Genomic DNA, 25,330 nt, shown 5'->3' on the forward strand with positions numbered 1-25,330 from the left:
TGAAGTCCCTTTTTTATGTCCGAAAATCCTTACGGCTCAAGGCCTCAGATTACTGCAAAACGCTCAATTAGTAATTTTACAATTATAGCTCACCTTTAATCCCAAAGAAAGATCATATAAAAATTTGATCTGCAAAATCACTAACAAATATATAACAAATCATAACGGAATTAGTATATAATGAACGGTAACTTACAACTTGATGGAGGACATATGAACAAACATAGTTATCGAATCCAGCATTGGAGCTTCAAAGCGAGTGATGAGACAGAGTGGAAGCCGGCCCGCGTGCCGGGCACCGTGCATACGGATCTGCACCGCAACGGGTTGATCCCTGACCCGTTCTATGGAACTAACGAGCATGACCTGCAGTGGATTGATCGAAAAGATTGGGAATACGAAGCCTCCTTCGAATTGGATGAGGCTTGGTCCGCTTTGCCGCGGTTGGAGCTTGTCTTCGACGGCTTGGATACGTATGCCGATGTCACGGTGAACGGGACGCACGTCTTGTCGGCCGACAATATGTTCCGCGTTTGGCGAATCGATGTGAAGCCGCTGCTGCGCGAAGGCGACAATACGGTTGCCGTACGCTTCCGCTCTCCCATCGCGGAGGATTTGCCTAAGCTCGAGAAGCTGGGGTATGGCCTGCCGGCGGCGAACGACCAATCGGAGCTGGGCGGGTTAGGCGACCGCCGGGTCAGCGTGTTTGCCCGCAAAGCGCCGTATCATTACGGCTGGGATTGGGGGCCGCGATTTGTGACCAGCGGGATTTGGCGCGAGGTGCGGCTTGAGGGCTGGAGCGGCCCGGTGATTCGTGACCTGTTCATTCGCCAGGACCGGGTCAACGTCTCGGCTGCGGAGCTTACGGCCGTGGTAGAAATTGAAACTGCTGAGCGCTGGGAAGGTCAGCTGCAGCTCACTGACGGCGAGTTGACCTGGGAACGTCCTGTGGTATTAGAGCCGGGAACGAATGTAGTAGAGGTGTCGGCGGTCATTGCGGAGCCGAAGCTGTGGTGGTGCCGGGGGCTGGGCGAACCGGCGATGTATAACTTCCATGCCAAGCTTGTGACGGACGGCGGGCAGGAAGCGGTCGCCGAAGCGTCTGTTCGAACCGGGCTGCGCGACATCCGGCTGGTTCGTGAGAAGGACGATGCAGGGGCTTGCTTCCGCTTCGAGTTAAACGGCGTGCCAGTTTTCGCCAAAGGGGCGAACCATATCCCGAACGACAGCTTTTTGACTGAAGTGACGGAGGAGCGTTATCGCCATGAAATCGCCACGGCAGCCGAAAGCGGCATGAATATGCTTCGCGTCTGGGGCGGCGGCCTTTATGAGCAGGATATTTTCTACGAGCTGTGCGATGAATACGGAATCATGGTCTGGCAGGACTTCATGTTTGCGTGCAGTATGTACCCGGGGGATTCGGAGTTTCTGGACAGCGTTACGCGGGAAGCGGAGGACAACCTCAAGCGGTTGCGGAATCATCCCTGTATCGCATTGTGGTGCGGAAACAATGAAATCGATTCGGCTTGGGCCCACTATGTCGAGGATGGGGGCTGGGGGTGGAAAAAGAATTACACCGCAGAGCAGCGTGAACAGATTTGGGCGGATTACGAGGCGATCTTCCATCGAATTCTTCCTCAGGCCGTGGAACGTCATGGCGGCGGCGTCGCCTACTTGCCGTCTTCGCCGATCCGTAGATTGACGGGGGACGCGGATCAACATGCACTTCAAGTCACCGGTGAAGGGGACGTCCATTACTGGGGGGTCTGGCATGCGGTTGAGCCGTTTGATAACTATAACCTCCGGGTAGGCCGTTTCATGAGCGAATACGGCTTTCAATCCTTTCCGGAGCTGAAATCGGTGCTGACTTACGCGCCGGAGAGCGAGCTGGCGCTGGAGTCCGAGATCATGCTGGCCCATCAGAAGAATGGCCGAGGGAACCAGTTGATCAAGGAGTACATGGACCTTTATCTGCCGGAGCCGAAGGATTTCCCTTCGTTCCTGTACATGAGTCAGGTGCTGCAGGCCGAGGCGATCCGTACGGCAATTGAAGCACATCGCCGCAACAAGCCTTACTGCATGGGGACGCTATACTGGCAGATGAACGATTGCTGGCCGGTGGCGTCCTGGGCGGGGATGGACTATTACGGACGTTGGAAGGCGCTGCAGTATGCGGTACGCCGCAGCTTCCGCGAGGTCATGCTGGCGATTTACGAGCCGGAGAATGGCCCGATCTCGGTTAGCGTGGTGTCTGATCTGCAGAAGCCGGTTACGGGCCGCTTGCGGTTGTCGCTGTATGACTTCCAGGGGGCCTCGTTGAAAGAACAGGCGTTGGAGGTTCACGCCGCTGCAGATGCGGTTGTTGAAGCTGCGGTGTTCAGTCGGGCGGAATGGTTGGAAGGCCATGATCCGCGCCAGGTCGTGCTGCATGCGGTCCTGGAGATCGAGGGGCAGGCCGTGGACAGCAAGCCTTTTTACTTCGCTTCGGCTAGAGAACTTTCGTTGCCGCAGGCGAACATTACGCTTCAAGAAGAGGCCGGCAGCGGCGGAAGCCGTTATACCCTGGTCAGCGATGTCTTGGCGCGCCAGGTATGGATTTCGGCGGAAGAAGAAGGGATTTTCTCCGATAATTACTTTGATCTAATTCCTGGCATTCCGGTAACGGTGGAGTTCCGGCGGCGGGGCGGCACAGGCAGCGCAGAGCCCTTTGTCGCGGGCCATCCCGGCAAGCTGACCGTCCGCTCCATGGCTGATTTCGTCTAAATTCGACTCTGGATTTTACCGTGTTATAATAAACAAATAGAAATTGCGTGCTATGTAAAAACACGGTAAATTCCGGAGAAAAGAGATGGAGATCATACGTAACTCAAGTAACTCAAGTCGAATTCATTTCGTCGTAACGTTCGTGCTAATTGGCATGAAGCTGTTGTTGCTGCGATATTTTTTCTATGGGAGCCTTGGGGTTCAGGGATTGCCCGGTGAATGGCTATCGGTGCTGGCGCTGATGTGTTTGGTTGAGCTGTTGACGCCGGCTAAGGTCAAATGGGGAGTGTACCTCGGATTGAACTGGATTATCTCCGTGACCCTGTTTGCGGCGACGGTATATAACGCCTACTTTGGCACGGTACCAACGTATGCGGTGCTGAGCGGGCTCAACCAGGTTCCTGAGGTCAAAGCCAGCGTTGCTTCGCTGCTAAGGCCTGAACAATTTCTATATTTCATCGATCTGCCAGTGCTGATTGCGGTTCGCATCTTTCGTACGGCTCGCAGGCGCCGGGCTTCCCGGGGATTCTATCTGGCGGGGAGCCTCAGCTTCCGTAACGACCGGCCGCGCGGCTCGTTGGCGTGGAAGGTGGGGGTGGCTTTCGTCCTGATCGTCAGCCTCATGCTGTCCGGCCTTTATATCCGCTGGGGAAAAGACATCGACAACGAGCTGGTGCGCGCCGAAAGCGTAGGTTTCTTTAACTTCCAGGTCGATGCGGCGATCCGCAACCAGGAGGAAGAGCGGATGATCGCGGAAGGTAATCTGCAGGAGACGGCGGCCAAAGTCCGGCAGCTTGAGAGCAGCTATCCTTACAAAATGGATGTTACAGGGGTACCGGCTTATTTTGGCGCAGCCCGAGGGATGAACTTGATCATCGTGCAGATGGAGTCGTTCCAGAACTTCCCGTTGAACCTGAAAATTAACGGTCAAGAAATTACGCCCGTACTTAACGGTTTAGCGAAGGAAGGCTTCTATTTCCCGCACGTGTTCCAGCAGATCGGCCCCGGCAATACGTCCGATGCCGAGTTTATGTCCAATACGTCGATCTATCCGACAGCTGCGGAGGCGATGTCGACCGGCTATGGTGATCGGGAGCTTCCCAGTCTGCCGCGCCTGCTGCAAAAATACGGGTACACGGCGAATACGTTCCACATCAATAAGGTGACATTTTGGGATCGGAACAAAATGTACCCGGCGCTGAACTTCGATAAATATTACGATAAGCCGTATTATACAAACGATCATTTTAACGATTTTGGCGCGTCCGATGAGGAAATGTACCGGGTTGGCGTCGAAAAGCTGGCCGAGCTAAAGGCGCAAGGCAATCCGTTTTACGCCCAATTCGTCACCACCTCAAGCCATAATCCGTTTGTCGTGCCGAAGGATCGCCGCCAAATCGAACTGCCGGCCGATCTAGAAGGCACGATGCTCGGGAATTATATCGAGGCGGTCAACTACACGGATTATGCGATCGGCAAGCTGATTGACGGGTTGAAGCAAACGGGTCTGTGGGACCATACGATGCTGGTGTTCTATGGGGATCACTTTGGCCTTCAGGAGAAGGACGTTCCCGCTAAGCAAATCAGTGAGAAGCTGGGGATCGCTTACGACGAGCGGATCAGCCGGTTCAACATCCCGCTGATCATTCACATCCCTGGCCAAGAACAAGGTCAAGTCGTCGAGCGCACCGGAGGCCAGGTCGATATTTTGCCGACCGTAGCCAATCTTCTCGGAATCTCGCTGGAGAATGAGGGATTTACCGCCTTCGGGCACGACCTGTTGAATTTGGACCGTAATGTGGTGGGGATGCGGTATTATCTGCCGACAGGCTCGTTCTTTAACGATGAAGTCATGTTCGTGCCGGGCGCTGGCTTTGACGACGGCACCGCGGTTTCACTGGACACACTGCAGCCTGTCACCGATATTGCGCCGTACCGCAGCGACTACGATTACATTTTGCAGCTGATGAAGCTCTCCGATGAATATGTCAAGCTCCTCCCGAAACGGGGAAAATAAACGCAACAAGGCCCTGCTGGATACCGCAAGCAATAAGCGGTCCATCGCAGGGCCTTCGTTTTAATAAATTAGCCGAGGATTGTATACCTCGTTTTCGCGCTCTCGGCAACCAACTCCGGCAGCTCTTGCAGCTGAAGCTCATAAACTTCACGGGTGATGCTGCCTTCGTCTAACCGTTTCTGCAGCTGCTCCTGCAGTTGGGCAATTTGCAGCTGGACAACCTGGTTCGCATCTTGGCCGCGGGATTCGGCAATATCCGCCAGCGACTGGCCTTCAAGCAAAGCGTCGTAAACCTCCCGGTCGGAGGAAGCGCCAAGCACCCGGTTCAGCTCGTCCTCCGGACGCTCCGCCTTATTGCTGAGGCTGGATTGCTTGGAGGGGTGAGCCGCATAGGTCAGGCTGGTTACAAAACTGGACATGCTGGGGTTTATCGTAATGACAAGGGCCATCGTGCCGAGAATAACGACTTTTTTAAGCTTAAATTTCATAGATTTAATTCCTCTCTTTGGTGCAAGGGATAGTATTCATCGTAATAAATGATTGTCGTGAGATCATTGATGCCTATTAGTAATACGGTTCAGGTGCCCGGTAAGTTTCAATCGTCCGGCAGCTCCCTTGGAATATAAGGTGGTGCTGGATGAAGTTGTCCCTTATAATGGAATTTATTTCACGCTGAATTTCGGAACAGAGGGGGCTGAGAGGAATGGGCGATCATATGACAGTTCGTTCGCTCAACGTGGGAAAGCCGATCGAGGTGGAGCATCAAGGCAAAACAATACGAACAGGCATATTCAAAATGCCGGTGACGGAAGCGAGGTATTTATCGTCGGTGAATTTTGCCGGTGATGAGCAAGCGGACCTTAAATTTCACGGGGGACCGGACAAGGCGGTCTGCGTTTATCCGTACGAGCGCTATGCTTATTGGGAGGAGAAGTTCGGGATCACCTTGGAACTTGGGGCATTTGGGGAAAATATCACGACCGAAGGGATGCTCGAAGACGAGATCTGCATCGGTGACCGGTTTCGTATGGGCGGCACGATGGTTCAGGTCAGCCAACCACGGCAGCCTTGCTTCAAGCTGGGCGTTAAGCATGGTTTGCCCGAGCTGCCGCAGGCGATCCAGCAAACCGGATACACCGGATATTATTTCCGGGTGCTCCAGGAAGGAGAGGTTCGGCCCGGGGATCAACTGGAGCTTGTCGAGAGGCACCCCGCAGGAGTCACGCTGGCGTTTGCCAACCGCGTAATGCACGTCGACAAAGAGGATGCCGAAGGGATCCGGCGTATTTTAGCCGTGGAGGAGTTGTCAGCCAGCTGGCGTGAACAGTTGACGGCCCGGTTGAATCGATTGGCCGGCAAATAGCGTCTTCCATTAAATCCGCTGCCCGTGATGGGAAGCGGATTTTTTTGTTCGGGGATAGGCATCCGGGAGTGAAATTTTTTTACAAGCGGCAAACATAGAAACTTTTGCTTGGCATAACACGTCAAATGGGAAGAGTTACTTTTTCTTTAGCTGTTCATTAGCATGGGGAGGATGAGATTTTTGAAAAAAATTTGGGCTTCGCTCTTAGCCGCATTGTTAATCATACCAATCTTTCAACAGACGACGGCGCAAGCGGCTACGCCAATCAGCATCTACATTGATGGCAACCGGCTGACTACAGACCAGGCCCCGGTCATCATTAGCGGACGGGTGATGTTGCCGCTCCGGGCGATTTTTGAAGCGCTGGATGCCAAGGTGAATTACAACCAGACGCTGAAAACCGTTACCGCCTACAAAGACGGCACGACCATCACGCTGAAGCTGATGTCGCGTTCGGCAACCATCAACAATGAGACGGTCTTGCTCGACGTGCCGGCGCAAAGCATCAAAGGCAGAACGATGGTGCCCGTTCGCTTCGTCAGCGAGGCGTTAGGGCAGCAAGTGGGGTGGAGCAACTCCGCCAAAATCGTTACCATCAACTCCGGCTTCGGCTCGGGCGGATCGGGTGGCTCGGATAGCGGGAGTGATCCTAGTCCGGTGGCCTACGTCACTGCCCGTGATGTGGGAAATTACGGGGATGGACGGGATTTGCAGATCAGCTTCTCGAAATCCTCGAACGAATCGCGCGTTGAACAGTATCGCGTGATGATCGTGAAAGCATCAAATGCTTCCGGCTTTAATCTGGCAGCAGCCCAAAAAGTCGGATCGGCCAATTACACGTCGTTGTCTCCGTCGGGATCCGATCCGTCCTTAACGCTGTCGGCCAGCGCACGGGACGTTGACGGGGCTGCCATTCGTGAGGATCAATCTTACGTTGCTTATGTATTGGTGATTGGCAAAGGCAACAGCGCCAATACGTTGTCGAATCCATCACCGGCCTTTACGTTGACCAATACCGTTTCCGTAGCGGCTCCATCGAACGTTAAGGTCAGCGACGTGAGCGATTACGGCGATGGCCGCGACCTGAGCGTCACCTTTACAAGAGCGCAAAATGAAAGCAACATCGCCAACTATCGCGTGTTCGTCGTTAAGACGAAGGACGCTAGCAGCTTTACACTGAGCACGTCGAACAACTTGCCGAGCTCCTACTCTACGCTTGTGTCCAAATCAGGGAGCGGTTCGACATTAACCGGCCAGCTGGCCTCTTCCGCTCGGGATACGTCCGGAGAACTGATCAAGAATGGCGTGTCCTACACGGTGTTTGTGTTATCGGTGAGCAATAATACGGGATATTCGAACAAATTGTCGTCCGGCTCCTCCGCGATCACGCTCGCGCAAGGCTCGATTATCGCACCGGTCATCACGAAGGTGGAAGACTGGAACGATTATGGCGACGGCCGTGACCTGCGGGTGAGCTTCAGCCGGATCTCGGATGAAACGCGGATCAGCTCGTACCGGATCTTCGTTGTGAAAGCCAGCGACTATGCCAACTTCAGCCTGGCAAAAGCAAACCTGGTATCCAACGTAAACTATACGCAGGTTAATAAGACTGGTTCGAATATTACGTCATATGCCTTGTCCTCCAATGCGCGGGATGTAGACGGGGCAACGATTCGCAACGGTGTCAGCTATCGGGTATTCGTTATGGCCGTGGGCACCGGAGCTTACGCAGGGACCAATACGCTGTCGTCCGCTTCGGCTGCGATTACGTTAACCAATGGCAGCACGGTGGATATGGTATCGAACGTTACTGTCGAAGATGTGAGCGATTATGGGGACGGCCGTGACCTGCGGGTGACCTTTACCCGTGCTGCGAATGAAACGTATATTAGCAACTATCGGATCCTGGTGGTCAAAACCTCGGATGCGAATAACTTTACATTAGCCAAGGCCAACAATGTCGGCAGCGCAAACTATACGACGGTGAGCAAGAGCGGCTATACGCTCTCCACGGTTCTGAAATCGGGGGCGAGAGATGTTGACGGAGCGACGATCCGTAACGGCGTCAGCTATCGGGTGTTTGTCCTGTCGGTAGCCAGCAGCGGATATAACCTGAGCAACGCCTTGTCTTCTTACTCCTCGCCGATTACATTGTCGAACAATATGGTTAGCGCGGTCTCGAACTTGAGTGCGGCGGACGTCAGCGATTATGGGGACGGCCGTGATCTGCGGGTAACCTTTACCCGTGCTGCGAATGAAACGTATATTAGCCATTACCGGGTATTTGTGGTGAAAGCGACGAAGAGCTTTAACCTGAACGCAGCCAATTCGTCGAACTACTATACGACTGTCAACAAAAACGGGGCTACCTTAAGCGTAAACCTTAACGGCGCGAAGGACACCGATGGAGAAGCGATTCGCAACGGAGTTCCTTACCGGGTGTACGTCCTGTCGGTTGCCGCAAGCGGCGGCGGATCGAACGTCCTGTCGGGATATTCGAACGAGGTTACGCTGGTGAACAGCACAGCGCTTCAGCCATTAAGCGTTTCGGCTGATGTCACAGGTAGCGGTTATTCCTACAGCGATATCGTGGTAAGCTTCAACAAACAGCCGAATGAAAGCAACGTTGAGGAATACCGCATTATGGTTGTTCCGGCAGCGAATGTGAGCAGCTTTAATCTGGAATATGCCAATACGGTGACTCTGGAAGATAACTATACCGCTGTGAAACCGAACGGACGGAACATTCAGGTTTCTTTAGGCAAGCCGAATACAGCATATGGCGTACCGTTGGATGCCAACACGACCTATCAAGTATTTGTGCTGACGGTAGCAAAATCCGGTTCAGGTATGACGAATCTGTTGTCCGGTCCTTCCGGTCAAGTGAAGCTAAAGGTTGATCCAAGCACCGTACCTGTATCTGCTGCAACGGATGTGAGCGCTGTGGTGAATGGCTCCGGCATTGAGGTGGTTTTCAGCAAACCAAGCAATGATCAAAGCATCAGCAGATATCTTGTCATTGCAGTCCCAACCTCGGGGGCTTCAGGTATCGTAGCATCCGAAAGTTACCAAGGGGCAGCTATTTCGAAGTCAGGACCTTATTCGGCTGTTTTGGATAAAGATTATCAAGGTAATCTGCTGGATTTGGAGAACAACACCTACAACGTTTACGTCATTACCGTTCCGGATATGAGCAGTTCCACCAACTATGCCATTACCGGACCCATTTCAGTAACAACGCCAGCCACACCATAAGCTATTTGTAAATAGAAAAATATTCAGAAAAGAGCGGTTCGCTTAAGGCGCCGCTCTTTTTTGCCTGCAATTTGCTATACGCCGGCGGCGGATTGACAATCTTTTCAAAATTTATGTAACATTAAGGTCAAACTAGGGAGCGGGAAGGAAACCGAATGCAGAACATCGATGAAGTGGTCAAAGCGGACGGAACGCTGGATGAAGGCAAGATCTGGCGCCGGGAACCGGTGTACCAAGGCATGAACGGCCAGTGGGTGGAGCGGATCTATATCGCCCCGGGGCAGAGCTATATTTTCAAGCCGCTGACGAACGGTGAATCGGCAGACCGGGAGGCGTGGGTGTACCGGAACGTACTGGCGGAGCTGCCTGAGATCACCGCACCGATGCTGCTTGCCGCCTCGCCGGAGGGGAGCGGCGCCAAGAGCTGGGCGATCTTCGAGAACCTCGGGCCGCTGGACCATGTCTATCGGCTGGTGTACGCCCAGGCGGCAGCCAAGCAGCTGGCCCGCTTGCACGCGGCTCCCGCGGAACAATGGCCGGGCTTGCTTGCCCAAGGCCCGAAGCCCGGCATCGCAGCCATCGCCGCAGATGTGCTGAAGCGGCGGGAAGAGGCGTCGGCTGTCCTTAGCGGACGGGGACTGCCGGATCAATGGTTGGATTCGGCAGTCGTCTCAGCGGTCCGGGACGGTCGCGGCTTCACAGCCCAACGGCAAGTGCTGTCGCACGGCGATCTGCATCAGGGCAACTACGCCGTGACAGAGGCGGGGCGCGTGGTGTTGCTCGATTGGGAGCATGCGCACCGGAGCCTCCCGTATTGGGATTTGTATCATCTGATCGACATGTCGCATCCCCGGTTTCCGAAGAGGATGTCGGCAGAGGATCGGATGCATCTGCTTGAAACCTATCTTACGGAAGCGGATAAACAGGGCACGCCATGGGGCAAGGATGTGATGATCCGGGAGTACGCTTGGTTTGCTGCGATCTTTTCGATATGGATGCTCTTGTTAATCGAAGGAGATCTGCACCGAGGCGGCGGCGTGTGGACGACGGAAGGGCTGCTGCGACAGCGGGAAGAGACGTTGGACGGCTTGGACGGATGCCTTGAACTGCTGGAGAACCATGGGTAGCATATGAACACTTACGATCTGCTAACGGACTGTAGTGACCTTATCAGCTCATTTTCGGAATATTTCCCGCTTTAACGGACCTGAAAGCCGCTATTTGGGCTATAAAGAGGTGTTTCTATCGGATTTGCCTACAATAAGGTCTCTCAAGTCCGTTAAAACCTCGTAGTCCCGAATTCGTAGCGATTAACGTCCCTCAGGTCCGTTAGCGGTTGACGAAGCAAGACATGACGTGGCAAGCACATATTACTATATCAACTAGAGGCGGGATCAAATGAAGAAAATCGGTTTAGTCATGCGAAAAATTCAGTTTACGGAAGCCCAAGGCCCGCGCGTGTTTGCGGAGCGGCTACGCGACATCGGCCGGGAGCTAGGCGTGGAGGTTGTATTTATCTCGCCGGAGCGCCATGTCAGCGGACACGATTGGCTTCCCGGCTATGAGCACGAGAAGGGCGATCTGGTCAATTACGATATCGTGCTGGACCAAATTTATTCGCAGAACATCGAGCACGTGATTTATACGGTATCCGGGTTTACTTTTCTCAAAATGTTCCTCCCCAAGAGCGTACTGTTCCCACACAGTTTCCCTGACCCGGCGTTGACCGGGTATGAGATGATGAAGCCGTTTTACGGGATTGTGGACAAGGCGATCGTACAGACGGAGTTTTTGCGGAAGCAAATGAACGACGTGTTCGGTGTGACGGATGTGGACGTGATTCCCATCGGATTTAACGAAACGTTGGCGGAGCGGTTTTTTGACCCCTCGGTTATCGTGGAGAATCGGGTACTCTGGATCGGACGGGACGAGGAGAACCGGCGGCCGGACCTGGTGCTGGAATATGCGCGGCAAAATCCGGACAAGGACGTCGTGATGGTGTTTGGCGGGGAGCGTTACAAGGAAAGTGTGAAAAAATACAACATCCCCCACAACGTCACCCTGCGGTTTGCGTTAAGCCAGGATGAAGTGTTTTCGCTGATGAACTCGGCCAAGGTGTACTGGAGCTGCTCCCGGTTTGATACCTTTGCAATGCCGCTGACCGAAGCGCTCGCGATGGGCAAAATCGTCGTCAAGCCGGAGCATCCCTGCTATGGTCACATTAGCTCCCGTCACGCCTTTGCCGGCAACGAGAACAACTGGTTTGAACTGGTCAACATGGCGGCAGCCTCACCGCTGAAGTATTCCAGGGACAACCGGGATTACGCCTTTGAGAAGTTTTCGGCGACAGTGATGAAGAGAGGATACGAGCGCTTCTTTGGAGAGTGGCTCAAATGAGCGGGCGGACGGAAGAAACCGAGGTAGCTGATCGATTGGAGCAATTGGCCGCAAGTGGGTGGCCTCCGCGCGAGTTGGAATGGCTTGGCACTTGGCGGCTTCGGGCAAACGACGGCGTCACAACAAGAGCGAACAGTGTGCTGGCAGCCGGACCTTTTCCAGAGGGCGATTGGCTTGCCATCGTGGAGCACTTTTACCGGGAACGTGGACTGAGACCCTGCTTTCACGTCAGTGAATCTTCACCTCAAGAGTTGGATGGGCTGCTGGCCGCGGCGGGGTATGAGATCTCGATGAACTGCCTGCTGCTGGCGGCTTCTAGCCAGGATGTACTTCAGCGATCCACCGTTTACGAGGCTGACGATGTGGAGTTGGTTTATAAAGCGGGACCGGTCGAGTCATGGATGGACGCATTTCTACGGATGGAGGGATTTCCGGAGGAACGCCGGGCCGGATATACGTCGATCTTTACAGCAATGCCCACACCTAAGGCGTTTGTGGCAATCTATGAAGCGGGTGAGCCGGTGGGCTTAGCTACCGTGGTCATTGAGGAGGGCCGGGCCGGGATCAGCAATGTTGTTGTCGATGCACGCCACCGCCGCAAGGGGATCGCCGGCCGCCTCCTGCGTGCGCTAGCGTCTTGGGCGATAGAGAACGGCGCGGAAGGTATGCACCTGCAAGTGCTGGCGAACAACGCACCGGCGTTGGAGCTCTATAATAAGCTTGGCTTTACGGTCGTGTCGGAATATCATTACAGAGTTCTCAATAGCTGATAACGGAAAGGGCAGTCGGATACCGATTGCCCTTATTTTTTTTGCCTGAGCAGGAATTATCAGGGTGTAAGCGAAATTACAAACTTATGAACTATAGGTTTAGGTTCCAACATACACTTGGTATATAAATTCATCGGCCAAAGAAAGGGCTGAGATCTGTGATACGTTCGTCATCAATCGGGATTCGCAGTTTTATCCATAACCGAAGGTACACTTCGGTTATTTTCACCATTTATGTAAGCGTTTTAATTATCAAGCTCATTGAAATTAGAGCAGAAACGGAGGAGAAGGCAAATGACATTGGCAGAGCGATTGGGGTACGGGCGGGAAGCCAAACTGTTGATTGTGAATGCGGACGATTTTGGAATGTGCCATGCGGAAAATACGGCGATAACCCAACTGCTACAGGAACGGGCGGTCTCCTCGGCGACGGTCATGATCCCTTGCTCCTGGGCTAAGGAGGCGGTGGCGTGGAGCGTTGCCAATCCGGAATTCGATGTGGGGGTCCATCTGACGTTCACCAGCGAATGGAACGGATATAAGTGGGGGCCGGTCACCCGGGATGGGGACGTGCGGACATTGGTGACAGAGGAAGGTTATTTTCCCGAGGACGTTGCTCGCTTCGAATTGCAAGCCAGCCGGCCGCAAGTGCGCCTTGAGATGATTAACCAGGTGGAGACGGCGCTGGCGTTAGGCTTAGCACCTACACATCTCGATAACCACATGGGCAGCTTGTATGGATTGGCAACCGGCCATCATTTCCTTGATGTGGCGTTTGAGATTTGTGCGGATTACGGCCTGCCCTTCCGTTTGCCGCGTTCGTTGCCGCAGGTAGGGAAATTGCCGCCGGAGGCGAACGCCCTGATTCATCAGGTCACCGAGCTCGCCGATCGAATGGGCGTGATCCTCCTCGATGATCTCATCGGTTTGCCCTTTGGCAAGCAGCCGGGCGAAACGTACGAAAGCTACAAACGCGATATGATCACCGTCCTTAAAGCGCTCCGTCCCGGTGTCTCGGAGATTATCATCCATCCGGCGCTCGCGACGGAAGAACTGAAGGCCATCCACAACGAATGGGAAAAAAGACAATGGGATTATCAACTGTTCCGTGATCCGGACATTAAGGCGGTTCTTGCGGAGGAAGGCATCGAGATGATCCGCTGGAAGGACTTGCAGGACCTTCAGAAGTCACAGCAGCGGCCCTAAGGCCGGCCGGCGGATCGAATAAAGGAGGCAGGGCGGATGATGCGAACCGCAAATCCGGGAAACCGGACGGAGCTTCAAAAGGTAGCCTACAGCTCGGGCAATCTGGCGGTAAATTTGATGTCGCAAGCTTTTGCAACCTATCTCGTCTATTATTACGTCGACGTGCTGGGCGTAAGGCCCGCCTGGATCAGCTTGGCGATGATATTTCACGGCGTGCTGAATGCCGTGCTGAACCCGCTGTTTGGCCATCTGTCCGACCGGACCCGCACCCGGTTCGGCAGACGCCTTCCCTATATCGGTTTTGGCCTGGTTCCGCTGGCCGCAGCGTTTGCGTTGCTGTGGACGCCGCCGGCGGCGGAAGGGGCGGCCTTTCCTTATTTTATAGGAACCGTAATCCTGTACGATGCTTTATTCGTCTTGGTTGTTCTGAATTACTCGGCCTTGTTCCCGGAGATGTTTCAGAGCATCAAGGACCGAGCGTATGTCTCTTCGTGGCGGCAAATGATGGGGATCGTGGGCATGATTGTAGGTGTCGCCATTCCGCCGCTCCTCTATTCACAGATCGGTTGGGGCTCCATGGGGGTTATATTTGCTGTATTGTCGGCCGTATTCCTAGCGTTATCCCTTTGGGGCAGCCGGGAACATCACGATACGGTACGTGCCACCTTCCGTTTGACCACAGCGGTTCGACATACTCTGGGAAACCGAGCGTTTGTCCTGTACGTGACCGGAAGTTTCCTGGTGCAGTTTACATTTGCGCTGCTTCCCGCCGGGATTCCGTTCTACACCAAATACGTTCTGGGCCGCGAGGAAAGCTACAACACCTTGCTGCTAGGGGGGATCTTTCTCACCGCCATTCCTTGCGTATTCCTGTGGGGACGGATTACAGCGAAATACGGCGCCCGGCAGGGGATCCTCATTGCGATGGGCTGCTATACAGCGGCGTTGCTGCCGTTCGGCTGGGTGACACAGGCAGGAGGGGCGATTGCCAACGCCGCTGCCGTCGGCATCGGATTGGCAGGGTTGCTGGTGCTGCTCGACGTCCTGTTGTCTGAGGTGATCGATGAGGATGAGCGGCGTACCGGCGCAAGACGGGAGGGCATGTACTTCGGCATGAACGGATTTATCGTGAGATGGGGAGTTTCGCTGCAGGCTGCTTGCATGGGGCTCATCCTGGAGGCGAGCGGTTACGACGCCGCATTAAACGAACAGCCGGCATCGGCCGCGATCGGCATCCGATGGATGCTTAGCGGGATACCGGCTGGAGCCTTGCTGCTGGCATGGTTATTTTTTTACTTATTCCCTTTGGGGAAGAGAACGTCGTGACCGGAGTGTATCGAGAGCCATGACGCGCATTAACTCGATTTCAGCAATCCCTCTATGGCTTCCGCGTTAAGCGGACGGCTGTAATAGTAGCCTTGAATTTGATCGCAGCCGTTTTGCTGCAGGAATTCGAACTGAGCTTTCGTCTCGACGCCCTCGGCCAGCACCGTCATGCCCAGCGATTTGCCTAACTGGATGATGGAGCGCAGCAGAGAGTTGTCGCGTTCAGAGCACGGGGTCTCCTGCACGAAGGTGCGGTCGATTTTCAGCACCTGAACCGGGAGCGACTTCAAGTAATGGATCGAGGAGTAGCCTGTCCCAAAATCGTCTACAGAGAGCGAGATGCCTTTTTGCTGCAAGGCAGTTAAGGTATCCTTGATCATCACATGATCGTTTAATAACGATTCGGTTACCTCCAGCTCCAAATACTGCGGGGCCAAACCCGTCTCGTTCAGCACTTGTTCAACGGTACGCAAGAATTGCGGATGCCGGAACTGCACTGCCGAGACATTCACCGATACCGGCAGCTTCGGATGCCCGGCATCTTGCCATCGTTTGTTCGCTTTGCACGCTTCCCGCAGGACCCATTCGCCCAATTCAACGATAAACCCATTCTCCTCGGCGATCGGAATAAAAGAGTTTGGCGGAATGTATCCCTGCACCGGATCCTTCCAACGGATCAGCGCTTCAAAGCCGGTCAGCTCTTTGGTTGAGGCATTCACCTTGGGCTGGAAGTGCAGCTCAAACTCCCCTCTTGCCAGTGCGCGGATCATTTTTTTCTCTAACGTAATTTGGCTCTGCAGCCGGTCCATCAGGTATTGATCATAGTAGTGCGGGCCTTCTAGCGCTTCCTTCTTGGCTTCCTTCATCGCCATTTCTGCATGCTGCAGCAGTTGATGGATGTCGGAGCCGTCGTCCGGGTAGAGGCTGATCCCCATTCCGAAACCGACCTGGAACGCTTCGCCGGATAGGGTGTAAGGCTCTCTGAGCGCTTGGTTCAAATCTAGTGCAAGTGTATGTATGTATAATGGATCCGTTATGTTCGACACCAACACGAAAAATTCATCCGCAAAATTCCGACACATCGGGGTTCCATCCGGGAAAGAACGGCGCAGTCTTTCTGCGACTTGACGCAGCAGCTCATTGCCTTTGCTCTCGCCATGGCTTTCATTAATCAGCCGGAAACGGTTTAGGTTGATGCAAATGACGGCGGCCGTGGTATGCTCGGCTTGGGCCGAAAGCAGCTCGGCGTACATCAGTTCCTTAAAATAGTTCGAACTCATCAGGTGGGTCGCCGGATCGAAATGGGACAACTGGCGGAGCTGTTCCGTTGAAGCCTGCTGCTTCTCCACTTCCCGGGTCACGTCGAACTGAAGCCCGATGAAATAGAGAAGATGCCCCTCCGCATCCAAAATGGGACTGATGACAAATTGGTTCCAGAAGGTGCTGCCGTCCTTTTTATAGTTCTTGGTCGTTACTGTAGCGGCTCCAATTTCCTTGATCGCTTTCCGAATGACGGCGAGATGTTCCTTGTTGGTCTCTTTCCCCTGAAGGAAACGGAGATTTCGGTTGAGAACTTCTTCTCGCTTGTATCCGGTAATCTTCTCAAACCCTTGATTGACATAGACCAACGGATTGTCCGGAAGATTCGGATTTGTAATGGCCAAGCCAACGCCCATCCTGTCAATGGCCTGAAGCAAGGCCGAAGCGGTGAGCATGAATTCTGGCCGGAATAGGGAGCTTATCTGGTCGTCTTCCACAATACAAAGCCTCCTCGAAATGATCCGCTGAAGAAGTAGAATAACCGACGATGTGCGTCATACGGGAGAATCCAATAAAACTTTAGCTTATGAATCCATCATACATGCGGCATGGCACCGATGGCAATCGATTTTTCCAATAAGCTGCGACGATAGACGCACATCCTTCCACCTAACTGCCAGGATTCGTAATGATAGAGAACTTGTCATTTCGAACCGGTCGGAACAGAGATTAACAGCTTAAGCAGTTGTGTCCGGTTGCTGGCCCCCACTTTTTGAAAAATGGAGCGCATATGCTTCTTAATTGTGACTTCGCTGAGAAAAAGGCGGGAGGCGATGTCACGGTTGGTCAGCCCCTCGGAGGCGAGAGCGGCAACCTCCTTCTCGCGATGGGTCAAATCCGTGCGGGCGTAAATGGCCGCCTCCGGCTTCAACTTCGGCAGACTCTCCGGGGCCGGGGAGCCATCCAAGACCATCGCTTCACAGCCTCTCGGGCGTGCCTCGTCACGCAGGCCTGGAAGGGCCGGTTCGCCGTCGTTGGCGTTGTGCTCACCGAGCAGCGAAGTGAGCATCACAGGCAAGCCGTCCGTTTGCTTCCAGATGCGCTGAATTTGGTCCGGTTCAACGATTCCGCGTCCCCGCAAAAAAGCGAACCAATCATCCATCGTCTCCAGCAGTTCATACGTATCAATAAATAAAAGCACAGCCCCCAAATTAGCTCGTTTATTGACGGCCTCGATGGCAGCTCTGATGATAAAGTCGGGATCGGATAATGAGGGGAGGGTGTCCAACAAACCGAGCTGGAACAGGATTTGCCGGCAGATTTCTTCGGGTGTGGTTTTGATTTTCGCGGCATCAAGTGTGATTACGGCTGCGCCTTGTTTTGCGGCTTGCTTCTGAAATTCCTCAGCTAGAGAGCTTTTTCCTACACCGGAGGAGCCGTAGATGTTGATGATTCGCTCCATACTAGAATAGTGCTTTAGATATAACGAAAAGACCTCCAACTCCCACTCACGACCTACGATCCGGGATGGCCAACCAGGGTCCTGGTGCTCATGTTGTGTTAGCCTCATCGTTCTTCACCCCCCCTCGCCATTTTATCATTTATGTTATCATAGTTCAGAATATCGCTGAATTTAAAGTTGGAATAGTGACTTTTTGTATAATTATGTCGAACTATGCTTTTCCAAAGTATACTTTGGGGTAATGTCTCATTTTCTGTCGTCATGATAAATTCGATCTTGGAGAATAAGAATTTCTTCTAGGCCAAAAGGCTTAGTGAATAAACATAGATGCGCAAGCGTTCTTCATTGATAGTTGAATTTTTTCATATAAAGAGGTGATGTCATGAGACAGGTTGATGTCAGATTGCTCGAACCCGGTGATGTCTTGGCCGAGCCAATAGTGAATCAATACGGGATGACGATGCTTGGGGCGGGAACTGCATTAACGGAGAACCTTATTGCTCGTCTGAAGAAGCTGGGGATTCAAACCGCGATCGTCCGCAACAAGGAATTAGATGGTTCCTTCCAAGAGGTCGATGTGAAGAAGCAATCTTCGATGTTGAAGTTCCAAGACCTCAAGGAGAAACGCGAGGCACGAAAGGAAATCCGGCAAATGCTGGTCCGTTTGGCTGACTCCGATCTGGGATTGGGGCGCCTGTCCACTCCTCACGTGGATGAGCAGTTTCGCCGGATGTTCTGCAACATCCTGTACGATATCACCAGTCATGAGCAAGTGCTCGACGGCTTGATTCGTCTGCAGCAAAACGATCCTTACCTGCTTGATCATTCCTTTCATGTCACGGCGTATTCCGCTATTCTTGGCATCGCGGGTCAATACTCCGGTGCGGAAATGATCGACCTTTGTGTAGGTGCGTTGCTGTTTGATATCGGAATGACGGAACTGCCGTCCCACATCATCCGGCGTCCCGGCAGCTTGACCGGAGCCGATCGTGAGGCGTTGCGGCGTCATCCGGAGGCAGGCTTCCAGATCATGTGCGAGATGGAAGGTGTATCGAGGCGTTCGGCCTTATGTGCGCTGCAGCATCATGAGCGATATAACGGGACAGGCTATCCTTCCCGCCTCAAGCATCATGAAATCGATGAATACGCCCAGATCGTGGCGATTGCCGACACTTATCACGCGTTGATCTCTCGCCGGAACTACCGACTGGCCTATACTCCCGGCGAAGCGATTGAATATTTGCTCGCTGCAGGGGATCGTTATTTCAGCCTCGAATTAATTCAGAAGTATTTACGTCATATCAGTATTTACCCCCTTTCCTCCATCGTAAAACTTAGCAGCGGCCAGTTAGGCGTCGTAACCTCTTTGGATTCCAACTTGGTACACCGACCGACGGTGAAGATCATTCGGGAAGCGGACGGTTCAGAAGTAAAATCACCTTATGAAATTGATCTCATGCGCAAAACGGACTTGGTGATTACGGAAATCATGGAGAATGACGAGGCAGGGCTACAGTTGTCCGCAAGAGCTTAACTCTTGACAAGATGCAAAAAAAGCGAGCTTAGGTGGTCCCTAAGCTCGCACTTATTTTAATAGGGTTGACTACTTGACGTCGGTTACCTCGGACTGCATCATTTCCAGCTTGCGGATTATCTCCTTTTGCCACTGGCGGTCGCCCAAATGGGCGGCAAGATTGAGCAGATCCAAGTAGTCATCGATGTCCAGCCTTGTCTTTCTGCGGGCGGCTAACAATCTCATGGGCATTCTCTCCTCTTACGCTGTTGTTCGTTGGATAAACCAGGCCAGCTCCGAATTAATAATGATAATCATTATCACATAATCCTAATTTTTATTATGCACAAATCCGTATCGCTTGTAAATAGCAGTAATACCGTTTATTTTAGATTTAAACGAAAATGGTGTATGATGGATGGCCGTAACCAAAGAGGGATAAGCTAACCTCAAACGAACACCAAGCATGAATAAACGGGGGGCGTTATGGAGACAGAATCGCTGTTAAAAGTTGAGGAATTGGCAATCAAGAAATATAAAATCTTTATGCAAAGCCATCTCCGGTATATTGCCAGAGCGATGCTGGCGAGCATGTTTATCGGGTTTGGGGTGATCGTTGCGTTCAAGAGCGGGAACTTCCTCTACCTGGAGCATTCGCCGCTGACCTATCCGATGGCCGCCGTGACCTTTGGCGCTGCGATTATCCTCATCGCATACGGGGGCGGGGATCTATTTACCGGAAATACGTTCTATTATACATACGCGGCTTTAAGAAAACGGCTGAAATGGCTGGATGTCACCAAGTTATGGGTATTCAGCTACCTCGGCAATATCCTGGGCGCAGCCGCATTCGCCTTATTGATTTACTTGACCGGCTTATTTGCCGACGCTTCGGTGAATAGTTTCCTGCTGAGCGTGGTCGAACATAAAATGACTACCCCAATCACGGAATTGTTCTTCCGCGCAATTCTTTGTAACTGGCTGGTATGTCTGGCTTTTTTCATTCCGATGGCGCTCCAAGGGGATGGGGCGAAGATGTTTGCGATGATGCTGTTCGTCTTCTGCTTCTTTATCTCCGGCTACGAACATAGTATTGCGAATATGTGCACCTTTGCCATCGCTTTGGTGCTGGACCATCCCGCCACGATCTCGTTTGGCGGCGTTCTCCACAACCTGATTCCCGTGACGCTTGGCAATTTGGTTGGCGGGGTGCTGCTGATGGGCTTTATGTACTATTTTGCCAACAAGCCGTATTTGGATGCGGAGGATGCTTCCGGTACGTCGAAATAAGTACAGGTTCAGTCAGACATCTTCTCATAGGGAGGTGTCTATGGCTGCAGGTCATTGCCGAAGGCGTGGAGACGGAGCAGCAAATGGAGCATGTGCGCCGCGCGAAATGCGATATCATTCAGGGGTACTATATCAGCAAGCCGCTTCCGGAGGCGGGGGGTGCGCGATTTGCTGCGAAGCTTCCGGCCTGATCAGATGACATAAAAATAACCCGCAGACTCGTGGAATAGAGACACGATGCTGCGGGTTATTGCTTTTTGGATCAAAGACCGGCCGTTGAGCTGCTTTCTTGCACAGGAACGGGATCCGGTTCACTCAGAAACGCAGTAATCGGCATGGAGGCGGCGCCGAGTGCTGTCGATCGGATGCCTAAGTTGGCGAAGGCGACTCCGGACTTCTTCCGGTGGTAGGATAAGCTGCGGTTCTCGATGGTGCGCAGCATCGCATCCTGGATGAGGTCACCGGCTAGCGACAGACGGTTGCCGATAACGATCAGCTCCGGATTGAGGATGTTGACCAAATTGGCCAATCCAACGCCAAGCTGGGCACCGATTTCATTCAGGAGCTCTATCGCCCGGGAATCGCCGCTGTGGGCCAGTTGAATCATCTCCTCCAAGTCGGGGTGCTTATCCCCCCACAGCTTGGCGGCCCGGTCAAGCAACGCCTTCTCCGAGGCGAGCGTCTCCCAGCAGCCGCGGTTGCCGCAGCGGCAGAGCGGGCCGTTCTCGGTGATGGTCATATGACCAACCTCGCCGGAGAAATTCGACGTGCCGCGGTACAGCTCGCCGCCGACGATAATGCCGGAACCGATGCCGATGCCGATGCTGAGGTAGATCAAATTTTGGGCCTCGCGTCCGGCCCCAAAGAGCTTCTCGCCAATCGCGCCGGCATTGGCCTCGTTATCAATATGAAGATTGGCCCCGAACTCGGAGGCCAGCGGTTCGTATAATTCAACCTTGTTCCAGTCCAGGTTGGGCGCGGAGATCACCCGGCTCTTGTCGTCGACGAGCCCTGGTACGCCAATGCCGATCCCAACGATCCCGTACGGGGATTCGGGCAGCTGCTCTTTAAACTGGCGGATCGTTTGGCGAATCTGTTCCAGCACGTGTTCCGGACTGAAGTCGCTAAGCGGCACCAGTTTTTCCTGAAGCACGTGGCCCTCCAGATCAACCAGCACAGCCAGTAAATCATTGACGCGGATGTCGATGCCAATGGCATACCCGGCACTACGGTTGAAGAGCAGTAATGTCGGCTTCCGCCCGCCGCTGGATTCGCCGGGGCCGATCTCGGTAACCAGATGACTGTCGATCAACTCGGAGACGAGGGACGATACGGTCGCCTTGTTCAAGCCAATCGCAGCGGAGATATCCGCACGAGACAAGGGTTGACGCTGACGAATCGTATCCAGGACGATCGTTTTATTCATTTTTTTGATCAGTTGTTGGTCGCCTGTGATTTTCATATAAACTCCCTCGTTCTACCCAAGCCTCTCGGCATGGCAAAATTGTGTCTATACGCATCATAACATAAACGTCCCAGGTAAAATCAACAACTTTGTTAGTTTACTAGACAAACTAAGTGGAACGTGATACGATCTAGGTGTAGACGGCATGCTCGCATTAGTAAATGGGCATGCTACTTAAAATCGACAGGATGTAAAGGCTTAATTAAATCTCTGGTGGGAGGAATTCGTGGTGAGTTATTTCAAGAACATTAGCAAAATTCAGTATGAAGGCGCAGGTTCCGACAATCCGCTGGCATTTAAACATTATAACGAGAATGAAGTTGTACTCGGCAAAACAATGAAGGAGCATCTGCGTTTCGCAGTAGCTTACTGGCACACGTTGACAATGAACGGCAGCGACCCTTTTGGTCAAGGCAACATGATTCGTCCTTGGGAAACGGTAAGCGGTATGGATCTGGCGAAAGCCCGTGTAGAAGTTAACTTTGAATTCCTGGAGAAACTCGGCGCTCCGTATTTTTGCTTCCATGACGTGGACGTTGCTCCAGAAGGTGCGACCCTGAAAGAATCCAATGAAAATCTGGACGTCATCGTCGCTAAAATCAAAGAAGGCATGAAGCAAACCGGCGTGAAGCTGCTTTGGAACACAGCTAACATGTTCTCCAACCCGCGTTACGTACATGGCGCTGCAACGACTTCCAATGCTGACGTCTTCGCTTATGCTGCAGCTCAAGTGAAGAAAGGTCTGGAAACCGCTGTTGAGCTGGGCGCTGAAAACTATGTATTCTGGGGCGGCCGTGAAGGTTACGAGTCCCTGCTGAACACAGATATGGCTCTGGAACTCGACAACCTGGCGAGATTCTTCCAAATGGCCATCGATTATGCAAAAGAAATCGGCTTCAAAGGTCAATTCCTGATCGAGCCGAAACCAAAAGAGCCTACGAAACACCAATACGATTTCGATGCTGCTACGACAATTGCATTCCTGCAAAAATACGGCTTGCAAGACCACTTCAAGCTGAACCTGGAAGCAAACCATGCGACGCTGGCCGGCCATACGTTTGAACACGAGCTGCGCGTAGCCCGCATCAACAACATGCTGGGTTCGATCGACGCGAACCAAGGCGATATGCTGCTCGGCTGGGATACCGACGAATTCCCAACAGACCTGTATGCCGTAACGCTGGCGATGTATGAAATCCTGAAAAACGGCGGCTTGGGCTCCGGCGGGGTGAACTTCGACGCGAAGGTAAGACGTACTTCCTTCGAACCGGAAGACCTGTTCTATGCTCATATTGCGGGTATGGACACCTTCGCGAAAGGCTTGAAAGTAGCCGGCAAAATGATCGAAGACAACTTCATCGAAAACCTGATTGAAGAACGTTATGCTAGCTTCAAATCCGGCATCGGCGCGGATATCGTGTCCGGCAAAGCAAACTTCAAAACGCTGGAAGCTTATGCTCTGGAGCACAGCCATATCGTGAACAAATCGAACCATCTCGAACTGGTGAAAGCCCGCCTGAACGAATACATTTTCGGCACGAAATAAGCGTAGAGAGACACTTGTTAAACAACCTATCCAAAAGGGGACGCCTGCCGTCCCTTTTTGTGGTATAAGGCCCCCTTTGGGGGACATGCGAAGGGAGAGTATCGCAATGAAGTATGTGATTGGCATCGATTTGGGGACCAGCTCGGTTAAGACGTTGCTCGTGAACCAAAACGGCGAGATCGCCGGGGAGGCGTCTGCAGCTTATCCGCTGATCCAAGAGCGTCCGGGGTACAGCGAACAAAATCCGGAGGAATGGGTCAAAGGGACGATTGCTTGTTTGCAGCAGCTGCTGAAGGAAAGCGGCGTAGCTGCCGAAGACATCGAGGGTGTCTCCTTCTCCGGTCAAATGCACGGCTTAGTGCTGCTTGATGAGCAGAACAACGTGCTGCGCAACGCGATTTTGTGGAACGATACCCGGACAACAAAGCAATGCCGTCAAATTGAAGCGAAGCTGGGCGACAAGCTGCTCGACATTACGCGCAACGCTGCGTTGGAAGGGTTTACGTTGCCAAAAATCCTTTGGGTGCAGGAGCATGAGCCGGAGTTGTTTGCCAAAGCCGCGCGTTTCGTACTGCCGAAGGATTATTTGCGTTACCGCATGACCGGCCAAGTGCAAATGGAAATCTCCGACGCGGCGGGAACGCTGCTGCTGAACGTGCCGGAAGGCAAGTGGAGCGAGGAGATCGCTGCCGCCTTCGGGCTTCCGGCTGGCTTCTGCCCGCCGATTGTGGGCAGCACCGAGTTTACCGGCACGCTGCTGCCGGAATTTGCCGCCGAGTCCGGCCTGGCGGCTGGCACGAAGGTGTTTGGCGGCGGCGCTGACAACGCCTGCGGCGCGGTTGGCGCAGGTATCGTCCGTAAAGGTGACGCGCTGTGCAGCGTGGGTACGTCTGGCGTGGTGCTGACCTACGAAGAAGACAAGAACAAGGATTTTGCCGGCAAGGTGCATTTCTTTAACCATGCGCATCCGGGCGCTTTTTACGCGATGGGCGTGACGCTGGCCGCAGGGTATTCCTTGAGCTGGTTCAAGGAATCGCTGGCGCCGGAGCTTAGCTTTGACGAGCTGCTGAAGCCGGTGGGCGACATTCCGCCGGGTTCGGAAGGGCTGCTGTTCACCCCGTATCTGGTCGGGGAACGCACGCCGCATGCGGACAGCGTCATTCGCGGCAGCTTCATCGGCTTGTCCGGCACGCATCGCCGGGAGCATCTGGCCCGCGCGGTAATGGAAGGCATCACCTTCTCGCTGCAGGAGTCGTTTGATCTGTTCGACGCGGCCGGCATCGAGGTTGAACGCGTGATTTCCATCGGCGGCGGCGCGAAGAATCCGGTCTGGCTGCAAATGCAGGCCGATATTTTCGGTAAGCCGGTTGTGGCGCTCAAGAACGAGCAAGGCCCGGCGATGGGCGCGGCGATGATGGCTGCTGTCGGCAGCGGCTGGTTCGGCAGCTTGAAAGAATGCGCCGATGCCTTCATCGGGTATGCGAAGACCTATGAGCCGATCCCGGCTAATGTGGAGAAGTACGCCCGCTTATTCAAGCTGTATCAGCAAGTTTATGCAGCAACCCGCTCGCTGAACGAAGGGCTGCAGGAATTCCGCGGATAAGCTTGCACAAGGATCTGCCCATAAACGCCTGTTCCCATGGGGAATAGGCGTTTTTCAATTTGGATATGGTGCTGCTGAGCCAAGAACTGCAAAC

Annotated in this window: 19 protein-coding genes; 14 read left to right on the forward strand and 5 right to left on the reverse strand. The window is 53.4% G+C overall.

The window, feature by feature from the left end:
- Positions 1-213: 213 nt before the first annotated feature.
- Together ACL02P_RS19955 and ACL02P_RS19960 are read left to right on the forward strand one after the other, a co-directional pair.
- A complete protein-coding gene (locus tag ACL02P_RS19955; protein WP_412837945.1) occupies positions 214-2,763 on the forward strand; it encodes a beta-mannosidase in 2,550 nt (849 codons plus the stop codon).
- An 85-nt stretch (positions 2,764-2,848) separates the two neighbouring features.
- Positions 2,849-4,780: an LTA synthase family protein gene (locus ACL02P_RS19960; protein ID WP_412837946.1), complete on the forward strand. Its 1,932-nt coding sequence runs from the start codon at positions 2,849-2,851 to the stop codon at positions 4,778-4,780.
- Between the two features lie 68 nt (positions 4,781-4,848).
- Here the strand turns inward: ACL02P_RS19960 and ACL02P_RS19965 are convergent, their stop codons facing one another.
- Complete coding sequence (locus tag ACL02P_RS19965) at positions 4,849-5,268, reverse strand: hypothetical protein (protein WP_412837947.1); 420 nt, start codon at positions 5,266-5,268, stop codon at positions 4,849-4,851.
- 215 nt (positions 5,269-5,483) lie between these two features.
- Between ACL02P_RS19965 and ACL02P_RS19970 the strand changes: the two genes are divergently transcribed.
- The 7 genes from ACL02P_RS19970 (at position 5,484) to ACL02P_RS20000 (ending at position 15,097) form a co-directional block, all read left to right on the forward strand.
- Positions 5,484-6,143, forward strand: coding sequence for an MOSC domain-containing protein (locus ACL02P_RS19970; RefSeq protein WP_412837948.1), 660 nt, complete (start codon positions 5,484-5,486; stop codon positions 6,141-6,143).
- A 171-nt stretch (positions 6,144-6,314) separates the two neighbouring features.
- Positions 6,315-9,398 carry a stalk domain-containing protein gene (locus tag ACL02P_RS19975; protein WP_412837949.1) on the forward strand — a complete coding sequence of 1,028 codons (3,084 nt, stop codon included), beginning with the start codon at positions 6,315-6,317 and terminating at the stop codon, positions 9,396-9,398.
- 155 nt (positions 9,399-9,553) lie between these two features.
- Complete coding sequence (locus ACL02P_RS19980; RefSeq protein ID WP_412837950.1) at positions 9,554-10,525, forward strand: phosphotransferase; 972 nt, start codon at positions 9,554-9,556, stop codon at positions 10,523-10,525.
- 271 nt (positions 10,526-10,796) lie between these two features.
- On the forward strand, positions 10,797-11,795 hold the full coding sequence (locus tag ACL02P_RS19985; protein ID WP_412837951.1) for a glycosyltransferase: 999 nt from the start codon (positions 10,797-10,799) through the stop codon (positions 11,793-11,795).
- A complete protein-coding gene (locus tag ACL02P_RS19990) occupies positions 11,792-12,565 on the forward strand; it encodes a GNAT family N-acetyltransferase (protein WP_412837952.1) in 774 nt (257 codons plus the stop codon). Before ACL02P_RS19985 ends, ACL02P_RS19990 begins: the two co-directional genes overlap by 4 nt.
- Positions 12,566-12,859: 294 nt before the next feature.
- Complete coding sequence (locus tag ACL02P_RS19995) at positions 12,860-13,771, forward strand: polysaccharide deacetylase family protein (RefSeq protein ID WP_412837953.1); 912 nt, start codon at positions 12,860-12,862, stop codon at positions 13,769-13,771.
- Between the two features lie 36 nt (positions 13,772-13,807).
- Positions 13,808-15,097, forward strand: a complete 1,290-nt coding sequence (locus tag ACL02P_RS20000; protein ID WP_412837954.1) for an MFS transporter — start codon at positions 13,808-13,810, stop codon at positions 15,095-15,097.
- A gap of 29 nt (positions 15,098-15,126) precedes the next feature.
- Here the strand turns inward: ACL02P_RS20000 and ACL02P_RS20005 are convergent, their stop codons facing one another.
- Positions 15,127-16,854, reverse strand: a complete 1,728-nt coding sequence (locus tag ACL02P_RS20005; RefSeq protein WP_412837955.1) for an EAL domain-containing protein — start codon at positions 16,852-16,854, stop codon at positions 15,127-15,129.
- Positions 16,855-17,060: 206 nt separating this feature from the next.
- Positions 17,061-17,927, reverse strand: a complete 867-nt coding sequence (locus tag ACL02P_RS20010; protein WP_412837956.1) for a LuxR C-terminal-related transcriptional regulator — start codon at positions 17,925-17,927, stop codon at positions 17,061-17,063.
- A 274-nt stretch (positions 17,928-18,201) separates the two neighbouring features.
- On the opposite strand from ACL02P_RS20010, the gene ACL02P_RS20015 reads away from it, so the two are divergent.
- Positions 18,202-19,353: an HD-GYP domain-containing protein gene (locus tag ACL02P_RS20015; protein ID WP_412837957.1), complete on the forward strand. Its 1,152-nt coding sequence runs from the start codon at positions 18,202-18,204 to the stop codon at positions 19,351-19,353.
- A 69-nt stretch (positions 19,354-19,422) separates the two neighbouring features.
- Here ACL02P_RS20015 and ACL02P_RS20020 read toward each other — a convergent pair whose 3' ends face one another.
- On the reverse strand, positions 19,423-19,578 hold the full coding sequence (locus ACL02P_RS20020; RefSeq protein ID WP_198136168.1) for a hypothetical protein: 156 nt from the start codon (positions 19,576-19,578) through the stop codon (positions 19,423-19,425).
- Positions 19,579-19,818: 240 nt separating this feature from the next.
- On the opposite strand from ACL02P_RS20020, the gene ACL02P_RS20025 reads away from it, so the two are divergent.
- Complete coding sequence (locus tag ACL02P_RS20025) at positions 19,819-20,622, forward strand: formate/nitrite transporter family protein (protein WP_009223891.1); 804 nt, start codon at positions 19,819-19,821, stop codon at positions 20,620-20,622.
- 53 nt (positions 20,623-20,675) lie between these two features.
- Positions 20,676-20,813, forward strand: coding sequence for an EAL domain-containing protein (locus ACL02P_RS20030; RefSeq protein WP_260071538.1), 138 nt, complete (start codon positions 20,676-20,678; stop codon positions 20,811-20,813).
- Between the two features lie 71 nt (positions 20,814-20,884).
- On the opposite strand, the gene ACL02P_RS20035 is transcribed toward ACL02P_RS20030, so the two are convergent.
- The gene (locus ACL02P_RS20035; protein ID WP_412837958.1) at positions 20,885-22,084 is read right to left on the reverse strand and encodes an ROK family protein; all 1,200 of its coding nucleotides are present in this window, start codon (positions 22,082-22,084) and stop codon (positions 20,885-20,887) included.
- A gap of 232 nt (positions 22,085-22,316) precedes the next feature.
- Here ACL02P_RS20035 and xylA point away from each other — a divergent pair, with 232 nt between their 5' ends.
- On the forward strand, positions 22,317-23,633 hold the full coding sequence (gene xylA, locus ACL02P_RS20040; RefSeq protein ID WP_036644393.1) for a xylose isomerase: 1,317 nt from the start codon (positions 22,317-22,319) through the stop codon (positions 23,631-23,633).
- Between the two features lie 106 nt (positions 23,634-23,739).
- Positions 23,740-25,236 (forward strand): xylulokinase, encoded by a 1,497-nt coding sequence (gene xylB / locus ACL02P_RS20045; protein ID WP_260071531.1) that lies wholly within the window; start codon positions 23,740-23,742, stop codon positions 25,234-25,236.
- Positions 25,237-25,330 lie beyond the last annotated feature (94 nt).

The organism is Paenibacillus sp. MB22_1, from assembly GCF_047200555.1.
In the GTDB taxonomy this organism is placed as follows: Bacteria; Bacillota; Bacilli; order Paenibacillales; family Paenibacillaceae; genus Fontibacillus; species Fontibacillus phoenicis.